Origin of the sequence: Schauerella aestuarii (assembly GCF_009866805.1) — a bacterium.
In the GTDB taxonomy this organism is placed as follows: domain Bacteria; phylum Pseudomonadota; class Gammaproteobacteria; order Burkholderiales; family Burkholderiaceae_B; genus Schauerella; species Schauerella aestuarii.
Genome location: NZ_SIZW01000037.1, coordinates 58,313 through 82,566, shown reverse-complemented (window position 1 = coordinate 82,566; position 24,254 = coordinate 58,313). Strand labels below are relative to the sequence as shown.

Sequence of the window (24,254 nt, the reverse complement as noted above, 5' to 3'; positions counted from 1 at the left end):
GGGTCTTCTGGCAGCAGCCGCACAGTGTAACGTTCGCGCCTTGCAGGCAATTGAACGCGCGCCGTGCCGGCGCCCGGCCGGCGTCCGGCTGCTGCGCCGCCGTACGTCTTGCGCGCAACGGCGAGTGCCGCTTTGCCAAGGCTTGGCATGCACGCGAATGCACTACACTCGACCATCGATTCCCTTCATTTTTTTGAGACGTTCGACGCATGACGACCCCGCTCGCGCGCGAAATGCGCATCCTCAATCGCATCACCGCCATCCCCGCTTTGCTGAAAGTGGTCAGCACCCTGACGGGGATCCGCTTCGTCACCATCACGCGCTGGGACGGCGCGGCCTGGGCCGCGTGTGCCATTCATGACGGTGCTGCCGTCGCCCTCGAGGGCAGCGGCGAACTCGATGCCGTCACCGCCATCAGCACGCATGTGCGGGCCATGGGCGTGGCGCTCTACGCCTGGGAGCCGCAGGATGCATCGAGCGGTGCCCCGTTTACGGCGCCCGGTTTCAAGAATTTCTTTGCGGTGCCGATTCACCGCAAGGACGGCAGTTTCTTCGGCGCCCTGTGCGGGCTCGATCGCCGGGCATCGCGCGAAGCCAATCCGGCCTCGCAAGAGGCGCTGGGCGTGTTTGCCGATCTGATCGGTGCGCAACTCGAAGCGGAGCAACGCCACGAAGACGGCGTCAATGCACTGACCGCGAAAAACAACGAGGCGCGTCAGCGGGATCGCTTCATCGGCATGCTGGGACACGATCTGCGCAATCCCTTGCACGCCACGTTGGCAGCCGTTGAAATGCTGCAGCGTAAGCAGATGGAACCCAAGGCCTACAACCTGGCCAAAATGGTCGAGACCAGCACGTTGCGGATGTCCAAGCTCGTCGAAGACCTGCTCGATTTCGCGCGCGGCCAACTCACCGGCGGCATTCCGGTGCGATTGGAACGCCATCACGATCTGCGTTTCGAACTCGAGAATATCGTTCAGGAACTGCGCAACGCCAATCCCGAACGCACGATTGTGGCCGAGATCGCCGACTGCGGGCATGTGGTGGCCGACAAGGCACGGTTGGCGCAGTTGGCCTCCAATCTGTTGGGCAACGCGATTCAGCACGGCGCACCGGATGAGCCGGTGGGGATCCGCGTCGAGTGCAGCAACGGCACCTTTGTGCTGTCGGTGTCGAATTCCGGTCCGCAGATCGCGCCTGAAGTGCTGCGAAACCTTTTCACGCCTTATTTCCGTTCCAGTGAAGAGGACACAGGCCGCCGCATGGGACACGGCCTTGGGCTGTACATCTGCGCCGAAATCGCCAAGGCGCATGGCGGCACGTTGGTGGCTTCGTCCTTACCGGATGGCGGGACAACGGTGACGTTGACGTTTCCCGAGCAGCCTGCGGCGCAAGCTGCGGCCGCCTGATCGAAGACGCCGACGGCGCATGAACAACGGCCGCATCTGCGGCCGTTTGTTTGTGTACGCGACGCCCAAAAAATGGGCAGTTTCGTGCCCGATATATGCCCTACACGCCGGTATGCCCTTCGAACACGATGCGCACCCGGCGCGCCAGATCGGTCTGGCGGTAGGGCTTGTGCAGCACGTCGAAACGTTCGCCTGCCGCGTCGGTACGCTCGATCGACTCATCGGCGTAACCCGTGGTCAACAGCACTTTGATTTCCGGATGGCGCTTGATCGCCTCGCGCGCCAGCATCACGCCGTTCATATTGCCCGGCATGATGACGTCGGAAAACAGCAGATCCACGCCACCCAACACCGCCATCTTTGCCAGCGCATCGCCTGGGCTGTACGACACATGCACGGTGTAGCCCGCTTCTTCGAGCATGGCTTGCGCCAGATCGGCCACTTCGGGACGGTCGTCGACCACCATCACCGTTTCCGCACCGGGTTGATCGATTGCCCGCGGGGCAACGGGTGCGGCTTCGATGGCGCCTTCGGCGACGGGAAAGTACAACGCGATCGTGGTGCCGGCGCCTGGCTCGGAAGCCACGGTAACGGTGCCACAGGATTGCTTGGCAAAGCCGTACACCATCGACAGGCCCAAGCCGGTGCCCTGGCCTTCTTCTTTCGTCGAGAAAAACGGGTCGAGCACGCGGCCGATAATGTCGGGATCGATGCCGGATCCGTTATCGGTGATTGAAAGCTGCACATAGCGCCCCTGGCGCAGATCGTTGATGCCGTCGCTTGCCTCGTCGATCACGCAGGTGGCCGTGGCAATCTCCACCCGCCGCGCCCCGCGTCCGGCAAGGGCATCGCGCGAATTGGCCAGCACGTTGAGCAACGCCACTTCGATCTGCGTGGGATCCAGCTTCGCATTGGGCAAGTCGGGCTCGCGCGCAACGATCAACTCGACGTCGGCGCCCACCGTGCGCTGCATCAGATCCGACATTTTCTCCAGCACGGCATTCAGGTTTACCGTGCGGCCATCCAGGCGTTGCTTGCGCGAGAAGGCCAGCAACTGCTGCGTGAGCGTGGAGGCACGGGATACCGCTTGCTTCACACTATCGATGGTCTGCTGCGTGCGCTCGGGCGTGAAAGGGCGGCGCGTGCCCTTGAGGGACATTTCCATCAGGTCCAGGTGGCCCACCATCACTTGCAGCAGATTGTTGAAGTCGTGCGCGATACCGCCGGTGAGCTGGCCCAACGCTTCCATTTTCTGCGCCTGGCGCAGCGCATCCTCGGCATCGCGCCGCCGGCTCACGTCCAGCTGCGACGCGAAAAAATAGATCAACTCGCCCGAAGGCGCGTACACAGGCGAGATGAACAGGGCGTTCCAGAATGTGGATCCGTCCTTGCGGTAGTTCAGGATCTCGGTCGCCATCTCGCGGTTTTCCGACAGCGCCGATCGAATCACCTGCACGCTGCGCCGATCGGTTTCGGGCCCCTGCAGGAAACGGCAGTTGCGTCCGATCACCTCATGCTCGCTGTATCCGGTCATTTCCAGAAACGCGTCATTGGCGAAAATGATGGGATAGTCGACCTGCCGCGCGTCCACGATGGTCATGGGCATGCGGGTTTTTTCAACGGCGGCGAAAAAAACGCCATCCCGGTGGGCGCTCATATCCGCCAAAGCAGCGTGGTGAGCCGCGACGTCGTCGCGGAGGATATCGTCAGGACTCATGGGAAACCGGCGGAAAACAATGCATTTATAACGTCTCGCAAATAGCAAGTTTCACGCCTGAAGGCGCGCCGCCGGGCGCGCGCTGCGGCGCGCTACGGCACGTTGCGCCGCGCGGTGGCGGCGCAACCGGCAGAGGCGGCAACGATGCAGCCGATCGCGCCCCATTGTGTGGCACTGAGCTGCTCGTGCAAGACCACCAGACCGGCCAGCGCGCCCATGGCCGGCTCCAGGCTCAGCAATACCCCGAACGTCTTGCGCGGCAAGTGCCGCAGCGCCACCATCTCCAGCGAGTACGGGATGGCGCTCGACAACACGCCCACGGCGATGCCGCTCACGATCAATGCCGGTGTCAGCAAGGCGCTGCCCGCCTCGGCCACCCCGAACGGCAGCGCCACCAATGCCGCCACGGTCAACCCCAGCGAAGTGGCCTGGCCGCCGTGCATGTGCCCCGCCCGCTTGCCGAAGATGATGTAGAACGCCCAGCAGACGCCGGCGCCCAAGGCATAGGCCACGCCGGTGGGGTCGAGCGTGTCCATGCTCTGCCCGGAGGGGATGAGGAGCAGCAGGCCGCCCAACGCCAGCGCGATCCAGACGAAATCGAGTGCACGGCGCGAGGCCAGCAGCGCCAGCGTGAGGGGCCCGGTGAATTCGAGCGCGATCGCGATGCCGAGCGGCAACGTGCGCAACGACATATAAAACAGCAGGTTGAGGCAGGCCAACGTGATGCCGTACAGCACGACGCGGCCGGCATCGGCGCGCGAAAGCGGCATCCGCCAGGGCCGCCAGATCACGAGCAGAATCAGGGCGGCGACGGTAATGCGATAGGCCGTCGTCCCTTGTGCGCCGACGGCAGGAAACAAGGTTTTGCCGAACGAGGTGCCAATGCACAGCGACGCCATCGAACCGATCAGCGCAAGGATGGGCAACCACAACGGTTTGGCAGTGGGGGCGGAAGAAGCGGGGGAAGCGGAGGTCATCGGACAACAACAGGGAAGGATTGCTGCGCCCTGCTCGGGGGCAGCGCGCCGAGCATTGTAGTGGGTGCGACCGGTCCGGTTGTAGGCCGGTGAGTTGTCAGTCATGTGAAAGAGTGCGCTACAGTGCTGCGGTCTTCCACTTACGAGAATGCGGATCATGAACGGCGCTGACAGCCTATGCGACACCTTGCTCGCCAATGACGTCGATGTGTGTTTTGCCAACCCCGGCACCTCCGAAATGCACTTTGTGGCCGCGTTGGATCGCAAGCCGCGACTGCGTTGCGTGCTGGGGCTGTTCGAAGGCGTGGTGACGGGCGCCGCCGATGGCTATGCGCGCATGGCCGATCGGCCTGCGGCCACGCTGCTGCATCTGGGGCCCGGGTTGGGCAACGGTCTGGCCAATCTGCACAATGCCAAACGGGCGCGTACCCCGGTGGTCAATATCGTGGGCGATCACGCAACCTATCACGTGGGCTTCGATGCGCCGCTCACCAGCGACATCGAGGGCGTGGCCCGGCCGATGTCGCACTGGGTCAAGCGCAGCGAACATGCCACCGCGATCGGCCGGGACGCGGCTGACGCGATTGCCACCGCCCGCCGGGCGCCAGGCAATATCGCCACGCTGATCCTGCCGGCCGATACGGCCTGGACGGAATTGTCGGCGGCGCAGGCCGCGCCCGTGATGGCCCAAGTGCCCGACGCGCCCAAGACGACCCCCGACTGCGTGCGGGCTGCTGCCGCGGCGATTCGCTCGGGCGAATCGACCACGCTGATGCTGGGAGGCGCGGCGTTGCGCGAAGACGCGTTGGAAATCGCCGGACGCATCGCCCAGGCGACCGGCGTCCGGTTGATCAGCGAGACGTCGAACAAGCGGGTGTCGCGTGGGGGCGCACGTACCCCCGTGGGCCGGCTGCCTTACCCCATCGACCTGGCGCTGAAAATGCTCTCGGAGGTGCGTCATCTGGTGCTGGTGGGCGCGGCTGATCCTGTGGCTTTTTTCGCCTATCCCGGCAAGCCCAGCCGCATCATGCCGGAGACGGGCGAGGTCGTGACCTTGGCCACGCCCGATCAGGATCTGGTGCAGGCGCTGTCGTGGTTGGCCGATGAATTGGGTATTGCCGCCACGGCACCCCGGCTGCAGAGTGTGGCCGAACTGCCGCCGCTGCCCGCCGATGGCAAGCTGGACGGGCCCGCCATCAATCGCATCGTGGCGCGCTTGTTGCCCGAGAACGCCATCGTCTGCGACGAATCGATCACCCAAGGCCGCGAGTTTGCCCAGCTGGCCGAAGCGTCGGCTCCGCACGATTGGCTGCAACTCACGGGCGGCGCCATCGGTATCGGCTTGCCGCTCTCCACCGGCGCGGCCGTCGCCTGCCCGGATCGCAAGGTCGTCACCCTGCAAGCAGACGGCAGCGGCATGTATACGCTGCAGGCGCTGTGGACGCAGGCGCGCGAAGGCCTGAACTGCCTGACGGTGATCCTCGCCAATCGCACCTACGCCACTTTGCACGGTGAAATGATCAAAGTGGGCGTGACCGAACCTGGCCACAACGCGCGCCGCATGCTGGATCTGAACGCGCCGCCGCTGGATTGGGTGGCGTTGTCGAAAGGCATGGGCGTAGAGGCGGTGAGCGTCGATTCGACGGGTGACTTCATCCGGGCCTTCGAAGCCGGGCTCAATCACAAGGGCCCGTTCGTGATCGAAGCGCTGATTTAAGCGCCAGTCGAACGAGATGACGGTCGACGCGTTGCTGCGTCGACCGTCATTTGCATTTGATTGCCGTCTGCGCTCAAGTGGCGGGCACGGTCAAGCGCCGCTTACGTTCAGGCGGCGAATTGCGCCACCGCCGCGCGCAATGCGGGTGCGATGCGCTCGCGCAGCAAGGCCTCAGGGAGCAGTGCCGCGGGGCCGCCGCAACTGATGACGAAGCGCTCCTCGCCGGTGGGCGAGGCAAAGGGAGTGGCCACCGCATTGATGTCCGACTGCCATTCGCCGATGGCAAAGCAGCAGCCGGTGAGTGCCAGGTCGCGGCAGGCGCTGTCGACGACGTTGGGGGTGGGCGCATCGGCGCCCAGTTGCGCCAACAGCGCGTGACGGTCGGCCGGCGCAAGCTGCGCGAGGTGGGCGCGGCCCATGGCACTGCGCATATCCACGCGATAACCCACCGGCAGGCGCAGATAAAGTTGCGGCGACCCGTGCACGGCTTCGAGATAAGTCATTGCATCGCGATCGAACACGCCCAATGCGACCGCGCCACCGCATGCCGCAGCCAGTTGTTCCATCGCGGGCCGCGCCACATGCCGAATGTCCAACCCGGCCAGCGCGCCAAACCCCAGCGCCAATACGCCGTAGCCCGGCGAGTACCGGCCCGTATCGCCGTCATAGCGTAGATAGCCCAGTGACTTGAGCGTGAACGTGATGCGGCTGATCGTGGGTTTGGGCAAGCCGGTAAGGGCGGCCAGTTCAAGGTTGCCCAGTGCACTTACGCCGGGTTTAAAGCAACGCAGTACGTCCAGCCCACGGGCGAGCGCCGTGATGAAATCCGACGATCGCATGGGGTCGGCGGGGGATGCACCGCGTTTACGGCGAGCGATGGGACGTGCCGGTACGTCGTCCGAAAAAGGTTGCATTTTGACGCACGCCTTCCTATAGTTAATTTTGCTGCACAAGACAAAATTTCGTACAGCGGAATTAACCGCAAGGTTACACCGCTCAAGCTAACAAGGGGAAGTCATGTTTCGCAGTTCTTATCGCCGTATCGCCGCGGCCTTGGTGGGTGCATCACTATTGGGCGCCTCGTTGATCGGTGCCGCCCAGGCGCAAACCTTCCCGAGCCGTCCGATCAAAGTGGTCTCGCCGTTTCCGGCAGGGGGCGCCACCGATGCGCTCACGCGGATCCTGGCCGAGCAAATGGCCAAAACGTTGGCGACGCCCATGATCGTCGAGAACAAGGCGGGTGCGGGCACGTCCATCGGCGCCGCTTACGTCGCCAAAGAGCAGCCCGATGGCTACACCATCCTGATGGCCACCAACTCCACGCTGGTCACAAACCGCTTCCTGTACGAGGAATTGCCGTACGACCCGGATGGCTTCGAACCCATTGGCATGGTGGGAATCGGTCCGCTCGTCTTGCTGGCGAGCCCGAAGCAGCCGTTCAAAAGCACCAAGGATGTGGTCGATTTCGCCAAGAAGAATCCTGGCAAATTGACGTTCGCCACGTTCGGCCCGGGCACGTCATCGCATCTTGCGGGTGAGTTGTTCAAGTCGCAAGCGGGGATCGATCTGCTGCACGTGCCGTACAAGGGTGCAACCCAAGCCTTGCCGGCCCTCATCGGCGGCGACGTCGATCTGTTCTTCGACATGGTCGCCACCGGCATGCCGCAGGCCGACGCCGGCAAGGTCAATGTGTTTGCCATCACCAGCCCGCAGCGCCTCGAAAGCGAAGCGCAGATTCCGACGCTTGCCGAGCAGGGCTATCCCAAGTTCGACATGACCGCGTGGTTCAGCTTCGTGGCACCCAAAGGCACCCCGCCCGACGTGACGCAAAAGTTGAGTGCTGCGCTCACGACCGCGCTGCAGGACGAAACGGTCAAGAAGCGCTTGCTCGATATGGGCATCGCCCCGCGTAGCGGCACGGCTGACGAACTGCGCACGCAGATCAAGAACGAACAGCCGGTCGTCGAAAGCCTGGTGAAAAACGCCAACATCGTGCTGCAGTAACGCGGCGCTTCACGCCGCGTCGATGGCGTGGCCGGCATTCACGGCTTGGTGGGCAGCTTTTGCATTCTGCCGGGGCACGTTCGCGCGGCCGGGCACACCGCGCCACGGCGGCGTGCTTGCTTCTCGCCAAGCCTGCTCGCGCGTGAGGCCGACGTCGCGCAATTGCGCTTCGGTCAGATTCAGCAATTGCGCGCGCGTGCGCGCCAATTGCAAACGGATGCGCACACTTCCAAGCCAGGTGTTCATGTCAACTCTCCAATAAGAGCTTGCATGGTGCGCCTGCACCGGAATATCGTACAGATTCAAAAACCGGATATTAAAACCATACAGAATAGCGAAAGCCGCGCTGAATGGTCTGTTTTCCGTCAATCTGTATGGTTTGTGTGCCGTTTGGGTGGGATCTGTCATGACGCGTTATGGAGAATTGGCCGCGGTGCTCGGCGAGCGCATTCGCAACGGGCTTTATCTGCCTGGCGATCGGCTCCCGTCGGTGCGCATCCTGAGCACCGAGCACGGCGTGAGCTTGAGTACGGTGCAGCAGGCCTACCGCCTGCTCGAAGATGAAGGCTTGGCGGTGCCACGTGCCAAGTCTGGTTACTACGTGCGCGCGGCGCGGCCCGCGCTGGCATTGCCCGAAATGGGGCGTCGCACGCAGCGGCCGGTCGACGTGTCGCAGTGGGGTCAAGTGCTGGAGATGGTGAAGACGGCACCGCAGGAAGGCGTGGTGCAACTGGCGCGCGGCATGCCCGACGTCACCTCGCCCACGTTGCGTGCCTTGAGCAAAGCGATCGCGCGCCAAGCCCTGCGCACCGACTCGCGCGGCATGTATTACGACTCGATCTATGGCGTACCGGCGTTGCGCGCGGAAGTCGCGCGTTTGATGGTGGACTCGGGCTGCCGGTTGTCGCCGGACGACATCATCATCACCACCGGATGCCACGAAGCGTTGGCCATCGCGATTCGCACCGTGTGTGCGCCGGGCGATGTGGTGGCCGTGGACTCGCCCAGTTTTCACGGCGTGACCCAGATCCTCAAAGGCCACGGTATCCAGGCGCTCGAAATCCCGACCGATCCGTTGACCGGCATCAGCATTCCGGCGCTCGCGTTGGCACTCGAGAAATGGCCGATCAAAGCCATCCAGCTCACACCCAACTGCAATAATCCCCTGGGCTACATCATGCCCGAGGCACACAAGCGGCAACTGCTCACGTTGGCCCAGCAACACGATATCGCCATCATCGAAGACGATGTGTATGGCGATCTCGCCTTTCACTATCCGCGACCGTGCACGATCAAGTCGCTCGACGACGACGGCCGCGTCCTGCTGTGCAGCTCGTTTTCGAAAACGCTTGCGCCCGGGTTGCGCATCGGCTGGATCGCGCCGGGCCGTTATCTCGACACCGTGCTGCATCACAAATACATCGGCACCGGTACGACGGCGACCGGCACGCAGATGGCGATTGCCGACTTTGTGGCCGGCGGCCATTACGGCCCGCACGTGCGCCGCATGCGCGCGCAGTATCAGCGCAATCGCGATGTGATGATGGACTGGGTAGCCGATGCGTTTCCTGCGGGCACACGCATGAGCCGCCCGGAAGGGGGCTTTATGTTGTGGGTGGTGCTCGATCCCGCGATCGATGTACAAAAGCTTAACCGGCAGCTCATGCCTGAAGGCATTCAGATCGCAGCCGGCAGCATTTTTTCCGCCACCGGAAAATTCCGCAATTGCATGCGACTGAATTACGCCACCCCGGCGTCGCCGGTGATCGAACGCGCCGTGCGCCGCGTGGGGGCGCTCGCCCAGGCCGCGATGGCAGAGGCTTCGGCGCAATCGACTGCGGCGCAGGCGATGCCTGCGTAGCCGCTTGGCCCTTACTGCCGCGGTGCGCCACGCCTTGTGTGCGCCAGACCATCATTCGCTGCGGCTGACAACGGCGTCGGCACGGCGCAGCTCACGTCTCTCGGGCCAGTTCCACCGAACGCGTATCGGCCTTGCCATTGAAGTAGCGCGCAAGGCACGCGTCATAGACCGCAGCAGCCGGATCGGCCAACGCGAACAGCGTCATCGATGAATGAAATTTCAGATCGTCGGGTGAGCCGAACAAGGTATGCGCATCGCGCACCTTCGCATCCAGCGCCAGCGCGGCGCACTGCATCAGCCGCGGTCCCAGCACGGGATGCGCGGCATAGGCGCGCGCCTCAGCCAGCGACGAGATCGCGAAATGCTGCGCCGTGGCGCTGCGACCCAGCCCCGCGATTTGCGGAAAGATGAACCACATCCAATGGGTGCGTTTGCGGCCGGCCGTGAGCTCGGCCACCACGTCGGCGTACACGGCGGCTTGTGCCTGCACGAAGCGTTCAAGGCGGTAGGGATCGGACATTTCGAGCTCCAACAATTCGATCCAGCGTAGTCCTGCATTAGGGAAATTCCCAACAGTGATTCGATTGCGTCATGCACCCCCAAAGCGCAGAATATCTTTATGAGATATCCAGGTATTGCAGAGCAATACTTAACTGATGAGGAATCACGCTTCAGATGCAACGCGACGACTACACCGCACTTGATGGCCTGGCGATGGCTGCCATGCTGGATAACAAGCAAACGACGTCGGCCGAACTCATGTCCTGCGCGATCGCGCAGGCCAAGGTATGGGGGCCGGCGTTGAATGCCCTGCGCTACGAGCGCTATGAGGAATCGCAGGCACTGGCCAGCGCGTGGCAACCCACTGGCGTGTTCCGCGGCATCCCATTCCTGCTGAAAGATTCGTCGATGGCGTCAAAGCGGTTTCCGTCGAGTTTTGGGTCGAAGTTGTTCACCGATATCAGCGCCGGCTACAACGGCACTGTCGTTGATCGATTCGATGCGGCCGGCTTGATTTCGTTTGCGCGAACGACGGTGTCGGAGTTGTGCATGGGACCTTCCACGGAGGCGTTGAACAATCAGGGTCCTACCCTTAATCCACGGCATGCGTCGCTGTCGGTGGGCGGATCCAGCGGCGGGGCAGCCGCCGCCGTGGCCGCGCGCATCGTGCCCATCGCGCACGGCAGCGATGGCGGCGGATCGATCCGCATTCCTGCAGCATGCTGCGGCGTTTACGGTTTGAAGCCCTCGCGTGGCCGCGTCCCTATCGGGCCGGCACGCGGTGAAGGCTGGGGAGGGATGGCGTCGGACGGTGTATTGAGCATGACGGTGCGTGACACAGCGGCCGCAATGGACGCGATCAGCGGGTACGAGGCGGGCGCGCCGTACGCGGCTCCGCCCAAGAACGGGTCTTACCTCGATGCGATCAAGGTGGGTTTTACGAAACCCTTGAAGATCGGGATCTGGCGGGCCGGCTGGAACGGCATCGGCATCGTGCCGGAATGCCTGGAGGCGCTGGAAAATACCGCGCAACTCTGCCGCGATCTGGGTCACGAGGTGATCGACATCGCCTTGGCCGAGATCGACTACGACGCGTACGTGCGCGCTCACGGCACGGTCCTGGCCACGAACATCGTGCTATCGGTTGACGCTCGCGCCAAGGCGTTGGGCCGCGCCTGGCGCGAAGACGATCTGGAAGAAGTCATCCGCGATGGCTATGAGGTGGGAAAAACCTTGGGGGCTGGGCAGTACGTGGAGGCGATCAATCGGTTTCACGCAACCGGTCGTGCAATCGAACAGGCGATGGTTGGCGTCGACTTGATCCTGACGCCCACACTCACTACGCTGCCCGCCCGCAAAGGCGAGTTGGCACTGCAAGGCAAGTTCTGGGACTTCCGGTTCAAGGTCGCACGCTACGCCACGTTCCTGGCGGTGATCAACGGTTCGGGGCAGCCAGCAGCCAGCCTTCCGCTGCATTGGACCGCCGAGGGCATTCCCGTGGCGACGCAATTGATCGGTCACTTCGGCCGCGAAGATCAGATCCTCGCGCTCTCGGCGCAACTGGAACAGGCCGCACCGTGGGCGCAACGCGCGCCTGTTCTGCCGGCGTCGTTGCCGATGTAGTGGCTGGGTGGAATCGCCTTCGTACACCCATCGCACACAGTCGAATTCACGCAGTCCCTTCATAACCACATTCCGGGGTTCACGATGAAGCAATTGAAATTACTGGCAGGCGTCATGCTCTCCGTGGCAGCGTTGCTGACCACGCCTGCGGCAAGCGCTGCCGACGCGACCACGGCAAGGATCGTCCTGCATGCGCCACTGCGTGTGCTCGATCCGGTGCTGACCAACGGCTATATCACGCGCAATCACGGCTACCTGATCTACGACACGTTGTTTGCGATGGATGCGAAAGGACAGCCGCAACCGCAGATGGTCGATACCTGGAAGGTTTCCGACGACAAGCTCACGTATACGTTCACGCTGCGCCCGGAACTGAAGTTTCATGACGGTGCGGTCGTGACGGCCGAAGACGTCGTGGCGTCGCTTCAACGCTGGGCACAGCGCGACCCAATGGGAATGCGGCTGGCTGCCAACACGGCGGCGATGACCGCCGACGATGCCAACACATTCACGATCAAGCTCAAACAACCGTATGGGCTCATCATCGAATCGCTCGGCAAGCCCGGATCGCCCGTGCCGTTCATCATGCCCAAGCGTGTGGCGGCCACACCGCCCAGCCAGGCCATTACCGAGATCATTGGCTCAGGGCCATACAGATTCGTGCCTGCTGATTTTCAGGCGGGCGTGAAGGCCACCTATCTGAAGTTCGCCGATTACGTGCCGCGCAAAGAGCCCGCCAGCAATTTCGCGGGCGGCAAGGTCGCGCGGCTGGAGCGTCTCGAGCTGGTGACGATTACCGACACGCAGACGGCCGTGAATGCCTTGCGCAGCGGCGAAATCGACTTCATGGAAGACGTGCCGGCCGATCTGATGTCGCAGCTCGAGGGCGTCAAAGGCATCACCACGCAAACGTACGGCCCCAGCACCAATTTCTTTACGCTGCGCATGAACTGGCTGCAGCCGCCGTTCGACAACGTCAAGGTGCGTCAGGCTGCGTTGGCGGCGTTGAATCAGGTGGATTATCTGGACGCACAGATCGGCGATCCCAAGCGTTATCAGGTCTGCGGCGCCATGCTCACCTGCATCTCGCCTTACAAGACCGAGGTTGGCGCCACACAAACCAAAGCGCCGGATCTGGCGCGCGCGAAGGCCTTGCTGAAAGCCAGTGGCTACAAGGGTGAGAAGGTGGTGATTCTGCATCCGACCGATTTGCCGATTCTCTCCAGCTTCGCCTCTGTGACGGCGCAAGCCTTGCGCGATATCGGCATGACAGTCGATATCCAATCGATGGACTGGACGACGCTGCTCTCACGTCGCACCAAGAAGGAGCCCGTCGATCAAGGCGGCTGGAGCATCGTGCACTCAGCCTTCACAAGCCTGGATCTGATGAGCCCCGTGGTAAATCCCAACTTGGACGGGCGTGGCGACGTGGGATACGTGGGCTGGTCGAAAGACGATGAGATGGAGAAGTTGCGCGATCAATTCGCAGCCGAAGGCGATTTCGACAAACGCCGCGCCATCGCCGAAGCGATCCAGAAACGTGGCTATGACCAAGTCATTTTCGTGCCGCTGGGCGGCTACGAAAAATTCAAGGGCTACAACGCCAAATTCGCCGACATGGTGGACGCCCAATTGCCCCTGTTCTGGACGAGCGGAAAATAATGTTCGGCATCGTCATCCGCCGGCTGCTGTCCGCCATTCCCGTGGTCCTGATCGTGGCCACCGTCGTGTTCCTGTTATTGCGGATGGCGCCCGGCGATCCGGCACGTGTGATCGCCGGCGACATGGCCTCCGAGGAAGCGGTGGCTGAGATCCGCCGCGATATGGGACTCGACCGGTCGCTACCCGCACAGTATCTGCTGTCCATGACCGCACTGGTCAAGGGCGATCTGGGTCACTCCATCATTTCCAAGGATCCCGTCACCAAGATGATCGGCCAGCGGTTGGGTCCCACGCTGTCGCTGGCCACGGCGGCCTTGTTGCTGACTGTGTTCATCGCCGTGCCGCTGGGTGTGCTCTCGGCCTGGTGGCATAAGCGGGCGATCGATCGGGTGATCATGGCGAGCGCCGTGCTGGCGTTCTCCATCCCGGCCTTCGTGGTGGGGTATCTGCTCATCCTGGTGTTCTCGGTGCAACTTAACTGGTTGCCGGTACAGGGCTATGCGCCACTGGCCGACGGGCTCGGACGTTATCTCTATCACCTGGTGCTACCCGCCATCACGTTGTCGTTGATCTTCGTGGCCTTGATCACACGTATTACCCGCGCCAGCATGCTCGACACGCTGGGTGAAGACTTCATTCGAACGGCGCGCGCCAAGGGCGTACCCGAGCGCTATGTGCTGGGGCGGCATGCGTTGCGCAACGCCGCCGTGCCTATCGTGACCATCATCGGCGTGGCGATCACCACATTGATCAGTGGTGTGGTGGTAACCGAAACCATCTTCAATATTCCGGGCGTGGGACGGCTCATCGTCGATGCCGTGCTGGCGCGCGATTATCCGGTGGTACAGGGCACGATCCTGTTCTTCTCGTTCATATACGTGTTCGTCAATCTTGCAATCGACTTGATCTATGTCTGGCTCGACCCCCGCATCCGGTACTGAAACAGGAGTGTTTATGACGCCTGCTCGATCCTCCCGCGTCGGCACTGCCGTGTCCGCCGTCGCGCGCGATCCCGTCATGTTGACGGCGCTGATACTCCTGTTGTTGCTGATCGTCGTGTCAGTGGGAGCGCCCTGGCTGGCCGCGCACGATCCGGCATCGCTCACACCCCGCATGCGCCTTAAGCCCAGCACAGCCGAGTACTGGCTGGGCACCGATTCGCTTGGGCGCGATTTGTTTGCCCGCGTCTTGTATGGCGGCCGCTTGTCGATCACGCTCGCGCTATTGGTGAGTGCGATTTCGGTGCTGCTGGGGATGGCGATCGGCCTGGTGGCAGGGTATTTTCGCCGCCTCGACGCCGTGATCATGCGGCTGATGGACGGCATCATGGCCATTCCCGGGTTGTTGCTCGCCATTGCGATGGTGGCGTTGGGCGGCGCCAATATCGTCACGATGGTCGCCGCCATCTCGATTCCGGAGATTCCCCGCATCGCACGCCTGGTACGCAGTGTGGTGCTCTCGGTGCGCGAGGAACCTTACGTCGAAGCTTCGGTGGGCATGGGTACCCCCACCTGGAAGGTTATCGTGCGGCATATTTTGCCCAGCACGATCAATCCGTTGGTGGTGCAAGCCACGTTCGTCTGCGCGGCGGCCATTCTGACCGAAGCGGTGCTGGGTTTTCTCGGCCTGGGCTTCCCGCCCGAGATCCCGAGCCTCGGCAGCATCATCGCCGAGGGCCGGCCGTTCTTTCAGCGCGCGCCTTGGATCGTGTTGTATCCGGGGCTCTTTCTGGCCCTGCTCATTCTTGCGGTAAACATGTTCGGTGACGCCTTGCGCGATCGGCTGGACGTGCGTCAATCGCGCAAAACCAAAGGCTGAAGGCGTATGACATCAACACAGGCGCCCATCCTCGATATCCAGAATCTGAACGTGCGATTGCCCGGCAAGGGTGATCGTCAGTATGCCGCCGAAGGCATTGCGCTTACCGTTGCGCCACGTGAAGTCGTGTGCATCGTCGGCGAATCCGGATCGGGTAAATCCGTCACGGCCAGTGCGGTGATGGGGCTGTTGCCGCGCGATGTGCTCACCCTCGAAAGTGGCCAGATCCGGTTGGCAGGCGAGGACATCACGCATGCGTCGCGCGCCACGCTGCGTACGCTGCGTGGCAATCGCATGGCGATGATCTTTCAAGAGCCAATGACGGCGTTGAATCCATTGATGAAGGTGGGCGATCAAATCGCCGAGCTTTTCGAATTTCATGGAAAACGCCTCTCCGGCGCTGACGTGAATGCACGGGTGTTGGCGCTGCTGGTGGATGTGAAGTTGCCCAACCCCGCAACGCTGCAGCATGCGTTTCCGCATCAGCTGTCTGGCGGGCAGCGCCAGCGCGTGATGATCGCAATGGCCCTGGCAATGGAACCCGCGCTCATCATTGCCGACGAGCCCACCACGGCATTGGATGTAACGTCGCAGGCGCAGGTGCTACGGTTGCTCAACGAGCTGCGCGAGAAGCATGGCAACGGCGTGCTGTTCATCACCCACGATTTCGACGTGGTGGCCGAAATCGCCGATCGCGTCATCGTGATGCAGCATGGCCGCATTGTCGAGACTGGCACGGCGCAAGAAATCCTGGCCAATCCCCAGCATCCGTACACGCAGAAGTTGCTGGCGGCAGTGCCCAAGGGCGAGTTCAACGCGCAGCGGCATCCCGCGAAAGACGAGGTGGTTCTTTCGGTCGAAAATCTCTCCATGCGTTTCGAAACCAAGAGCGTGTTCAAGGCGAAGCGGCGTGTGGTGCATGCGCTGGACGGCGTGTCGTTGCAACTGCATCGCGGCGAAACGTTGGGCATCGTTGGCGAGTCCGGGTCCGGCAAGACCACACTGGGCCGTCTCATCGCGCACATGGCGCGGCCGACTTCGGGCCGCATCATGTTCGACGGGCAGGACATTGCCGCCCTGACCGCCGCCGAATGGCGCCGCCGCTGCAAGCGTATTCAAATGATCTTTCAGGATCCATACCGCTCCTTCAATCCACGGCGCACCATTGCGGATGCCCTGGCCGAAGGACCCTTGAATTTCGGCGAGGCTCACAGCGATGTGCGGCGCCGGATGCACGACATGCTCGCGATGGTGAGCCTGGACGAGACTGCTTTGCAGCGTTATCCGCACGAGTTCTCAGGCGGTCAGCGGCAGCGGCTGTCGATCGCGCGGGCGCTCATGATGGAGCCGGAGATACTGGTGGCTGACGAGGCCGTATCGGCGCTGGACGTATCCGTGCAGGCGCAGATCCTGGACCTCTTCGAGTCGATCCGCGAACGCCTGAACTTGAGCATGGTGTTCGTCACTCACGATTTGCGAGTGGCCGCGCAGCTGTGTCATCGCATCGTGGTCATGCAGCAGGGCAAGATCATGGAAGTCGGCAGTGCCGAGCAAGTGTTTCGTCAACCCCAGGCGGCCTACACCCGGGAACTGCTTGCGGCGATTCCGGGCAAGAAGGGGTTCGCATGACACGCGTGGCTTTGTTGAGTCAATCGGCAGACCTGTCGTATTTCAAGCCGCTTTTGCTCACTGCAGATCCGTCGCTTGACGTGACGGTGTGGCCCGATCCCCGGACGCGCGATGCGGAGGTGGCGGTGTGCTGGAATCCGCCGCGCGGCGTGTACGACGAGATGCCCGCGTTGCGCTTGATCCACAGCATCGCGGCGGGCGTGGACAACGTCGTGGACCGGCAGAACCTGCGCGGCTTGCCGGTGTGCCGGGTGGTCGATCCGGCATTGGCCGACGGCATGGTGCAGTACGTGTTGTGGTCGGTGCTGCACTTTCATCGCAAGCTCGATATCGCGGTTGCCAATCAACGTGCGCATACCTGGAAACGGCCCGTCCAGCAGCCCGCGTCGGCCTGCCGGGTAGGCCTGATGGGATTGGGCAATCTGGGTAGCGCGATCGCCGAGGTATTGCCGCGCCTGGGATACCCGGTCAACGGCTGGTCGCGCACGCCGCGCGAAATGTCGGGCGTAACGGTCTATAGCGGGGCGCCGGGCTTCAAGGATTTTCTGGCAAACACCGATGTGCTTGTGTGCCTCTTGCCGTTGACCGAACACACACGCGGCATTCTGGGCAGCGCCACGTTCGATGCTTTGCCGCGAGGCGCGGCGGTCGTCAATTGCGGTCGGGGCGAGCATCTCGTTACCGATGACCTGATCGATGCCCTGGCCAGCGGTCAACTACGCGGCGCGGTGCTCGATGTGTTTACCCAGGAGCCGCTACCCATCGATCACGCGTTATGGGATACGCCTGGCGTGGTGGTCACGCCGCATATGGCGACGATGGCATCCTCGGCAGTCGTGGCGCGTCAAGTGGCGGACAACATTGCGCGCTTGCGCCGCGGCGACGCGCTTCATCACACCGTGGATCCGCATCGCGGCTACTGAGGCGCGATACGCGCTCGCACAACACCGTCTTTTCTTAGGACCCGAGACATGTACATCGAAGATCCCGCTTTCACGATTCCGACAGGCGCGCCGGCGCCGGTCGATCCCCAAATCGCGCAGTTCGTCAAAACGATGGCGGCCGATGCGTCGCAGTATCCGCGCCGCGACACGATCTCGATCGAAGAGGGGCGGGCGATTGCCGAGAAAGTGCGCGCGCCTTGGGCGCAAGGCGGACCGGTCATGGCGCGCACGGTGGAACATGTGGTGCCCACGCGCTATGGCACCGTACAAGTGCGGGCGCATTACCCCAGCGAACGCCGGTTGCCGGGCGCGTTCATCTATATTCATGGCGGCGGCTTCGTGCTGTTCAGCAACGATACGCATGACCGGGTGATGCGCGAGTACGCCGAGCGTACCGGCATCGCGGTCTTCGGTATCAACTACACGCGCGCGCCCGAAGCGAAATTCCCGCAGCCACTCGAAGAGTGCGTGGATACCGTGCGTTGGGTAGTGTCGCAGGCGGCCGAACTGGACATCGATGCAACTCAACTTTTCCTCGGCGGTGACTCGGCGGGCGCCAATCTCTCGATGGGTGCGTGCCTTACGCTGCGCGACGAACAAACGCCGCTCGTGCAGGGCGTGGTGCTCAACTACGGCGGCTTCGGCAGTAATCTGTTTCGCAATTCGGTGGTGCGCTACGGCGCTGGCGACTACGGTTTGTCGTTGCACATGATGATCTGGTTTCGCGGCATGCATATCCGCCGTGGGGAAGACTTCATCAATCCGCGCGTGGATATTTTGCGCGCCGATCTATCGAATCTGCCACCGGCCTATATCGTGGTCACCGAGTGCGATCCGCTACATGACGACAGCATCGAACTTGAACGTCGTTGGCTTGCGGCCGGCGGGCAGGTGCAGTCGAAAATCTATCCCGGCACGGTGCACAGCTTTCTCGAAGCCGTATCGATCGCCGACGTTGCCGTCGAAGCGTTCAACGACACGGCCAAATGGTTGCACCGCACCGCGGCGCGCAAGTAATCAACGGCTCAGGAACCCTCACATGTACACCCCGCCGGCCTATGCCGAAAACGACATCGCGGCGTTGCATGATGGCATGCGCGCCTGGAGCTTTGCCACGCTGATCACCGTGGGGACGGCGGGCGCGCGCGCCACGCATCTGCCGTTTTTGCTCGATCCCGATGCCGATGCATGCGGGCGCTTGACCACGCATCTGGCGCGTGCGAATCCGCAATTGGACGACCTGCGGCAAGGTGCGCCGGCGCTGGTGATCTTTCAGGGCCCGCATGCGTTTATTTCGCCGAGCTGGTATCGCAACCGCATGACGTTTCCCACCTGGAACTACACCGCGATCCACGCGCGCGGCTTGCCCCGGCTGATCGAGGATACGGCTGCGATAAATGACGTGTTGCGTCGAACGGTGGCGGTATACGACACGCCCATGGGGGGCGAATGGGATTTCGAAGCGATTCCCGACGCGTTCACGGCAACGCGACTGGGCGCTATCGTGGCAGTGGAGATTCCGATCGACAGTCTGGAGGGCAAGATGAAGCTGAACCAGGATAAGTCGGTGGAGGATCGCCAAGGGGTGATTGCCGCACTCGAACGCATGGGCGACCCGCAAGGTGTGGCCGTCGCGGATATGATCCGGCATCAGCCCGATATGCTTGCCGCCGCCTCGGCCGCCTCCGCCTCTGCCTCGCCCGTTTGATCACTCTATTTGGATACCCGCCATGGAACTGCTTCACACGCCGCTGCACCACGCCGCCATGAGTACGGCGGAAAGCGACACCCGCCGCGATCTCGCCACGCTGTACAGGCTGATTGCGCATTTCCGCATGACGGATCTCATCGATACGCACATCAGTGCGCGTATTCCCGGCACACCCAACCATTTCCTGATCAACCGATACGGCGTGCTGTTTCATGAGATGCGGCCGCAGGATCTGGTCAAGATCGACGTGTCGGGTTTACCGGTGGATGCCGGTGATGAGGAGAGCAACCGCGTCAACGCGGCGGGTTTCACGATCCATTCGGCCGTGCATATGGCGCGGCACGAGTTGGCATGCGTGATCCACACGCACACGGCCGACGGTATCGCGGTGGCGTGCCAGCAGGATGGGCTATTGCCTATCAGCCAGCATGCGCTGCGTTTCTATAACCGCCTGGGCTATCACGACTATGAAGGCATCGCGCTCGACTTGGCCGAACGCGATCGGCTGGTGGCCGATCTGGGCGAACATCGCGCGATGATCCTGCGCAATCATGGCTTGCTGGCTGCTGGCCGCACCATCGCGGAGGCCTTCGTCAACATTTACTATCTTGAACGCGCATGTCAGTCGCAGATCAAGGCCATGAGCGGCGGCGCCCGCCTGAATCTGCCGCCGCCCGAGGTGTGCGAACACACGGCCCGGCAGTTCGAGCGGCCCACGAGCCTCGCGTACTGCGATCGGATGTGGGCGTCTGCATCGAGGTTGCTGGACGCGCCTGGCGGTTAGGACAAGCCGCGCTTCCCGCTCAAAGCGCGCGCGGCGCCCAGGATCAGCGGTGAAAACCGCTTGGCGAAGTCTTCCATCGTCCATTCGGCGAGCGATCCAGATATGTGGATGGCGGCGATGGGGCGCTCTTCATGATCCGTGACCGCACAGGCGAGGTTGATCTCGCCCAGCATGCTTTCTTCGGCCGCCATCGCGTACCCGTGTGCGCGGGCCTCCTCGATGAGCTCGCGGATGCGCGCCGGATCCTTGATGGCCTTGGGTGTCATCGGTAACACCGGCGTATCGGCTGCGCGCGCAAGGATGTCGTCGTTTTGCGCGTCAGTGAGATGGGCCATGATGGCGCGTCCGCCGGCCGTGTGCAGCGTGGCCAGCCGCCGGCCGATCAAGGTGGTGGTGTACGTCTGGCGCTTGGTTTGGCGCCGTAACGCGAAGACGATGGTGAGGTCGTCGAACAAGCTGAGTTCGACGCGTTCGCCCGAATCTTTCTGGAGTTCGACGATCAGCGGGGTGGCGCGCTCCAGGAGCGGCACGCTGCGCAGGTAATCGAATGCGCAATCCAGGATTTTCTTGCCCGGCACGTAACCGCGGCCGTTGGATCCCCGTTCGAGATAGCCGAGCGCCACGAGGGTGTGGGCCATCCGTTGTGTGGTGCTGCGGTCCAGCCCGCTCTGTTCGCTCAAGTCGTTGAGGGTGAGTGGTGCCGGTTGGCCGCGAAAGGCTTCAAGCAGTCCCAAGCCTTTCGCCAGTGACTGGATGAAAAGGGGATCGGTGCGCGCCATGGGTGAAAGGACTCCGAGTACCGGTTTAACAACGCCATCCTTGAATCCCGCTTCCCGGACTGGCAAAATATCGTCCTTAAATAATACGGTAGTGCATAGCAATACTCAATAGCGGTCGCTGTCGTCATCCCTACACTGCGGTTCTTAACACGCAGGGCCTTGGTGCTAGCACTCGCAATATTCCTGCGCCCTACTATCGCCATTTTCGTAAATGGCTCTCATTTCTACTATCACTTCACCCGCGCCATGACCCGATCCTTTACTTATCCTTCCCGCCGGCCGTTTGCGCGTCATGCGATCGCGATCGCGATCGCGTTGGCTTGGCCCGCGATCGGCGCGGCCCAGACCGCCGTATCCACTGACGCCACGACGCTGGCGCCGATCACGGTCACAGGCGCAGGCGTGCCGGTATCGCAACCGCTCCCGCCGGTGTTTGCTGGCGGCCAGGTCGCGCGCGGCGGTCAACTCGGCATCCTGGGCAATCAGGACATCATGGACGTCCCGTTCTCGGTCTCAAGCTACACCGCTGAACTGATCGACAATCAGCAGGCGCGCACGCTGGGCGATGTGATGAAAAACGATGCCTCTGTGCAGGTAAGCAAGGGCTTTGGAAATCAGGCGGAGGTCTTTGTCGTGCGGGGCTTTGCGCTGGGTGGCGAGGATCTCTCGTTCAACGGGTTGTATGGCGTGTTGCCACGGCAAATCCTGTCCACGCCGATGATGGATCGGGTGGAGGTGTTCCGTGGCGCCAGTGCGTTTCTGAACGGCGTATCGCCCACCGGAACCGGCATCGGTGGAATGATCAATATCGTGCCCAAGCGCGCCGGTGAGCAACCGTTGAATCGGGTGTCGTTGGACTACACCAGCCGTTCGCAAACGGGCGGCGCAGTCGATATCGGCCGGCGTTGGGGGGCGAGCAATCAGTTTGGCATTCGAGTGAACGCGGCCACGCGCGATGGTGAGGCGGAACCGGACGACGAGGTTCGCCGCTCGACCTTCGGCTCGCTTGGGCTGGACTACCGCGGCGACCGCCTGCGTGCGTCGCTGGATGTAGGCTATCAAAAGCAGTACGCGCGGCAACCGCGGCCGACGGTGCAGATCGAACCCGGCACGTTGCAGGTGCCGGATGCGCCCAGCGGCCGCGTCAACTATGGTCAGCCCTGGACCTTTACCGATCTCGAGACGACGTTCGGCATGGCGCGTGTCGAATACGACCTTACAGATGACTGGACCACGTATGCCGCATTCGGCGGCAATCACAATCGCGAAAGTGGCTCGTACAGCACGCCGCGCGTGAATGCCGCCGGCGTGGGCACCTCGGGGCGTCTGGATGTGCCGTACAACAGCGATACATGGACCGGCGAGATCGGCGTTCGCGGGCGCGTGGCGACCGGGCCGCTCAAGCACACCCTCAACGTGAGTGCGAACCGCATCGACTTTCAGAAGGCCAGCGCCTCAGAAACCGGCCTGCGCCTGCCGATCAACCTGAACGATCCGGTGTATGGGCCGCGCACGGCAAGAGCCGGCGCCACGCAGCCGGTGGGCAATCTGGCCGATCCATTCACCACGGAGCACACGCGACTGGCCAGCCTTGCGATCTCGGACACTGTCTCGTTCTGGGATGATCGCGTGGCATTGACTGCCGGCATCCGGCATCAGGAAATACGCACCAAGGCCTATGCCGCCGCCAACGGCAAGCTCAACGCGTATTACGATGAATCGGCCACCACGCCGGTGTTCGGCGCGGTGTTCAAGGCAAGCGACAAGGTGTCGCTCTACGCCAACCACATCGAGGGATTGGCCAAAGGGCCAATCGCGCCGGGCGGGGTGACCAACGCCAACGAGGCGTTTCCGCCCGGGCGATCGAAGCAGACCGAAGCCGGTGTAAAGGTCGACATGGGCACCTATGGTGCCACGTTGGGCGTGTTCCAGATCGAGCAACCGGCGACGTCGGGATACACCGATCCGGGCACCAACACATTCAGCGTTGTCGGCGAGCAGCGCAATCGCGGTATTGAACTCAATCTGTTCGGCGAGCCAGTGCGCGGGTTGCGGCTGCTGAGCGGTGTCACGTTCATCGATGCCGAACTGACGCGCACGAACGGCGGCTTGAACGACGGCAATACGGCCGTTGGCGTGCCGGACTATTACTGGACAATGGGCGTGGACTGGGATCTGCCGATGGCGAGCGGCGTGTCGCTGCAAGCGCAACTGCTGCGCGCCGGCACGCAGTACGTTGATCCGGCCAACAACCTCAAACTGCCGACGTGGACGCGAATCGATCTGGGCGCACGCTACGCGACGCGTATCGACGGGCACAACGTGGTCTGGCGGGCGGGCGTGGAAAACGTGGCTGACCGCGCCTATTGGGCTTCCGCCAATGGTGGCTACCTGACGCAAGGCGCCCCGCGTACCTACAAGCTATCGATGAGCGTCGATTTCTGACGTCACTTCTTGCAGTGCGGCTCGAGAATTTCGGTGCGCAGATAATCCGCTTTCGTCCGGCCCCAGATCTCGACGTACTGCGCCTTCACGTTGTATGCCTTCACGTCGGCAGCCGCCGCGGGCGCGGTGGCCGACGCGCCGCCCGCCATGTAGGCCACGCCGGCCGGGCTCACGGCAAAAGGCTCGAATGCGCCGGTGGCGCCGGCTTCGTTCACCCCGGCGACCTCGCCGCACAGATAGCCGCCCACGATACGTTCGTTGCGAAACTGCGGCGCAGGACGATCGCTGCGCGAGAGCGCCGCCACCAATGGCGCGCGCAAGCTGGCAAGCTGCGCGTCGCGTGCGGCATCCCGCGAGGCCGAGCCGTTCATGTACCAGTACACGCCGCCTGCGGCCACGGCCAAAATCACGGCAACGGTGCCCAGCCCCATCATGCCCTTCGATGCCATCTCGATTCCTTGTTCCACTGCGGCTGATTTTATGCATTGTTGCCGGTTTCGTTTAGGCGTATATTTGTCCATACAAAGTGCCATAGCGAACAAATGAGTGCGCACGGTGCAGGGCAGGGCTACGCACGCGCATCGCAGTGGGCCTCGCGCAGTGCACGCCAACCGGTCGATGTGGACGCCCCAGCAGGGCGCTCACGAGCATGCCGGGCACGCGCAGGGTGCGA

Annotated in this window: 21 protein-coding genes; 14 read left to right on the top strand and 7 right to left on the bottom strand. The window is 62.8% G+C overall.

Translation table 11 applies throughout. The features are described 5' to 3' along the window. Positions 1-209 precede the first annotated feature (209 nt). Positions 210-1,409 carry a sensor histidine kinase gene (locus tag EYW45_RS01105; protein ID WP_161133534.1) on the top strand — a complete coding sequence of 400 codons (1,200 nt, stop codon included), beginning with the start codon at positions 210-212 and terminating at the stop codon, positions 1,407-1,409. Positions 1,410-1,509: 100 nt separating this feature from the next. Here EYW45_RS01105 and EYW45_RS01100 read toward each other — a convergent pair whose 3' ends face one another. Both EYW45_RS01100 and EYW45_RS01095 read right to left on the bottom strand, forming a co-directional pair. Beyond that, positions 1,510-3,126, bottom strand: coding sequence for a histidine kinase famiy protein (locus tag EYW45_RS01100; protein WP_161133533.1), 1,617 nt, complete (start codon positions 3,124-3,126; stop codon positions 1,510-1,512). 92 nt (positions 3,127-3,218) lie between these two features. Then, entirely contained in the window at positions 3,219-4,103 is an 885-nt protein-coding gene (locus EYW45_RS01095) for an EamA family transporter (RefSeq protein WP_161133532.1), read from the bottom strand. 157 nt (positions 4,104-4,260) lie between these two features. Between EYW45_RS01095 and EYW45_RS01090 the strand changes: the two genes are divergently transcribed. Then, positions 4,261-5,820 carry an acetolactate synthase large subunit gene (locus EYW45_RS01090; RefSeq protein ID WP_161133531.1) on the top strand — a complete coding sequence of 520 codons (1,560 nt, stop codon included), beginning with the start codon at positions 4,261-4,263 and terminating at the stop codon, positions 5,818-5,820. 107 nt (positions 5,821-5,927) lie between these two features. Here the strand turns inward: EYW45_RS01090 and EYW45_RS01085 are convergent, their stop codons facing one another. Then, on the bottom strand, positions 5,928-6,734 hold the full coding sequence (locus EYW45_RS01085) for an IclR family transcriptional regulator (RefSeq protein ID WP_161133530.1): 807 nt from the start codon (positions 6,732-6,734) through the stop codon (positions 5,928-5,930). A gap of 103 nt (positions 6,735-6,837) precedes the next feature. On the opposite strand from EYW45_RS01085, the gene EYW45_RS01080 reads away from it, so the two are divergent. Then, positions 6,838-7,824: a Bug family tripartite tricarboxylate transporter substrate binding protein gene (locus tag EYW45_RS01080; RefSeq protein ID WP_161133529.1), complete on the top strand. Its 987-nt coding sequence runs from the start codon at positions 6,838-6,840 to the stop codon at positions 7,822-7,824. Between the two features lie 9 nt (positions 7,825-7,833). On the opposite strand, the gene EYW45_RS24260 is transcribed toward EYW45_RS01080, so the two are convergent. Next, the gene (locus EYW45_RS24260; RefSeq protein WP_202444528.1) at positions 7,834-8,232 is read right to left on the bottom strand and encodes a DUF1127 domain-containing protein; all 399 of its coding nucleotides are present in this window, start codon (positions 8,230-8,232) and stop codon (positions 7,834-7,836) included. Here EYW45_RS24260 and EYW45_RS01070 point away from each other — a divergent pair. Next, positions 8,231-9,685, top strand: coding sequence for an aminotransferase-like domain-containing protein (locus tag EYW45_RS01070; RefSeq protein ID WP_161133528.1), 1,455 nt, complete (start codon positions 8,231-8,233; stop codon positions 9,683-9,685). The two genes, EYW45_RS24260 and EYW45_RS01070, sit on opposite strands and share 2 nt — an antisense overlap. Before the next feature lie 91 nt (positions 9,686-9,776). Here the strand turns inward: EYW45_RS01070 and EYW45_RS01065 are convergent, their stop codons facing one another. Beyond that, complete coding sequence (locus tag EYW45_RS01065; protein ID WP_161133527.1) at positions 9,777-10,205, bottom strand: DUF1810 domain-containing protein; 429 nt, start codon at positions 10,203-10,205, stop codon at positions 9,777-9,779. Between the two features lie 155 nt (positions 10,206-10,360). Between EYW45_RS01065 and EYW45_RS01060 the strand changes: the two genes are divergently transcribed. From EYW45_RS01060 to EYW45_RS01020, 9 genes are all read left to right on the top strand, one after another. Continuing rightward, the gene (locus tag EYW45_RS01060; RefSeq protein ID WP_161133526.1) at positions 10,361-11,809 is read left to right on the top strand and encodes an amidase; all 1,449 of its coding nucleotides are present in this window, start codon (positions 10,361-10,363) and stop codon (positions 11,807-11,809) included. Positions 11,810-11,893: 84 nt separating this feature from the next. After that, on the top strand, positions 11,894-13,471 hold the full coding sequence (locus EYW45_RS01055) for an ABC transporter substrate-binding protein (protein ID WP_161133525.1): 1,578 nt from the start codon (positions 11,894-11,896) through the stop codon (positions 13,469-13,471). Further along, positions 13,471-14,412 carry an ABC transporter permease gene (locus tag EYW45_RS01050; protein WP_161133524.1) on the top strand — a complete coding sequence of 314 codons (942 nt, stop codon included), beginning with the start codon at positions 13,471-13,473 and terminating at the stop codon, positions 14,410-14,412. Before EYW45_RS01055 ends, EYW45_RS01050 begins: the two co-directional genes overlap by 1 nt. Positions 14,413-14,425: 13 nt before the next feature. Continuing rightward, positions 14,426-15,289, top strand: a complete 864-nt coding sequence (locus EYW45_RS01045; protein ID WP_161133523.1) for an ABC transporter permease — start codon at positions 14,426-14,428, stop codon at positions 15,287-15,289. A gap of 6 nt (positions 15,290-15,295) precedes the next feature. After that, the gene (locus EYW45_RS01040) at positions 15,296-16,918 is read left to right on the top strand and encodes an ABC transporter ATP-binding protein (protein ID WP_161133522.1); all 1,623 of its coding nucleotides are present in this window, start codon (positions 15,296-15,298) and stop codon (positions 16,916-16,918) included. Then, positions 16,915-17,841 (top strand): 2-hydroxyacid dehydrogenase, encoded by a 927-nt coding sequence (locus EYW45_RS01035; RefSeq protein ID WP_161133521.1) that lies wholly within the window; start codon positions 16,915-16,917, stop codon positions 17,839-17,841. Before EYW45_RS01040 ends, EYW45_RS01035 begins: the two co-directional genes overlap by 4 nt. A 48-nt stretch (positions 17,842-17,889) precedes the next feature. Then, positions 17,890-18,879, top strand: coding sequence for an alpha/beta hydrolase fold domain-containing protein (locus EYW45_RS01030; RefSeq protein WP_161133520.1), 990 nt, complete (start codon positions 17,890-17,892; stop codon positions 18,877-18,879). A 22-nt stretch (positions 18,880-18,901) separates the two neighbouring features. Then, the gene (locus tag EYW45_RS01025) at positions 18,902-19,570 is read left to right on the top strand and encodes an FMN-binding negative transcriptional regulator (RefSeq protein ID WP_161133519.1); all 669 of its coding nucleotides are present in this window, start codon (positions 18,902-18,904) and stop codon (positions 19,568-19,570) included. 22 nt (positions 19,571-19,592) lie between these two features. After that, a complete protein-coding gene (locus tag EYW45_RS01020; protein WP_161133518.1) occupies positions 19,593-20,357 on the top strand; it encodes a class II aldolase/adducin family protein in 765 nt (254 codons plus the stop codon). Here EYW45_RS01020 and EYW45_RS01015 read toward each other — a convergent pair. Continuing rightward, a complete protein-coding gene (locus EYW45_RS01015; protein ID WP_161133517.1) occupies positions 20,354-21,136 on the bottom strand; it encodes an IclR family transcriptional regulator in 783 nt (260 codons plus the stop codon). The genes EYW45_RS01020 and EYW45_RS01015 overlap by 4 nt on opposite strands. Before the next feature lie 246 nt (positions 21,137-21,382). On the opposite strand from EYW45_RS01015, the gene EYW45_RS01010 reads away from it, so the two are divergent. After that, on the top strand, positions 21,383-23,581 hold the full coding sequence (locus EYW45_RS01010; RefSeq protein ID WP_161133516.1) for a TonB-dependent receptor: 2,199 nt from the start codon (positions 21,383-21,385) through the stop codon (positions 23,579-23,581). Between the two features lie 2 nt (positions 23,582-23,583). Here EYW45_RS01010 and EYW45_RS01005 read toward each other — a convergent pair whose 3' ends face one another. After that, positions 23,584-24,030 carry a hypothetical protein gene (locus EYW45_RS01005; RefSeq protein ID WP_161133515.1) on the bottom strand — a complete coding sequence of 149 codons (447 nt, stop codon included), beginning with the start codon at positions 24,028-24,030 and terminating at the stop codon, positions 23,584-23,586. Positions 24,031-24,254: the final 224 nt, after the last annotated feature.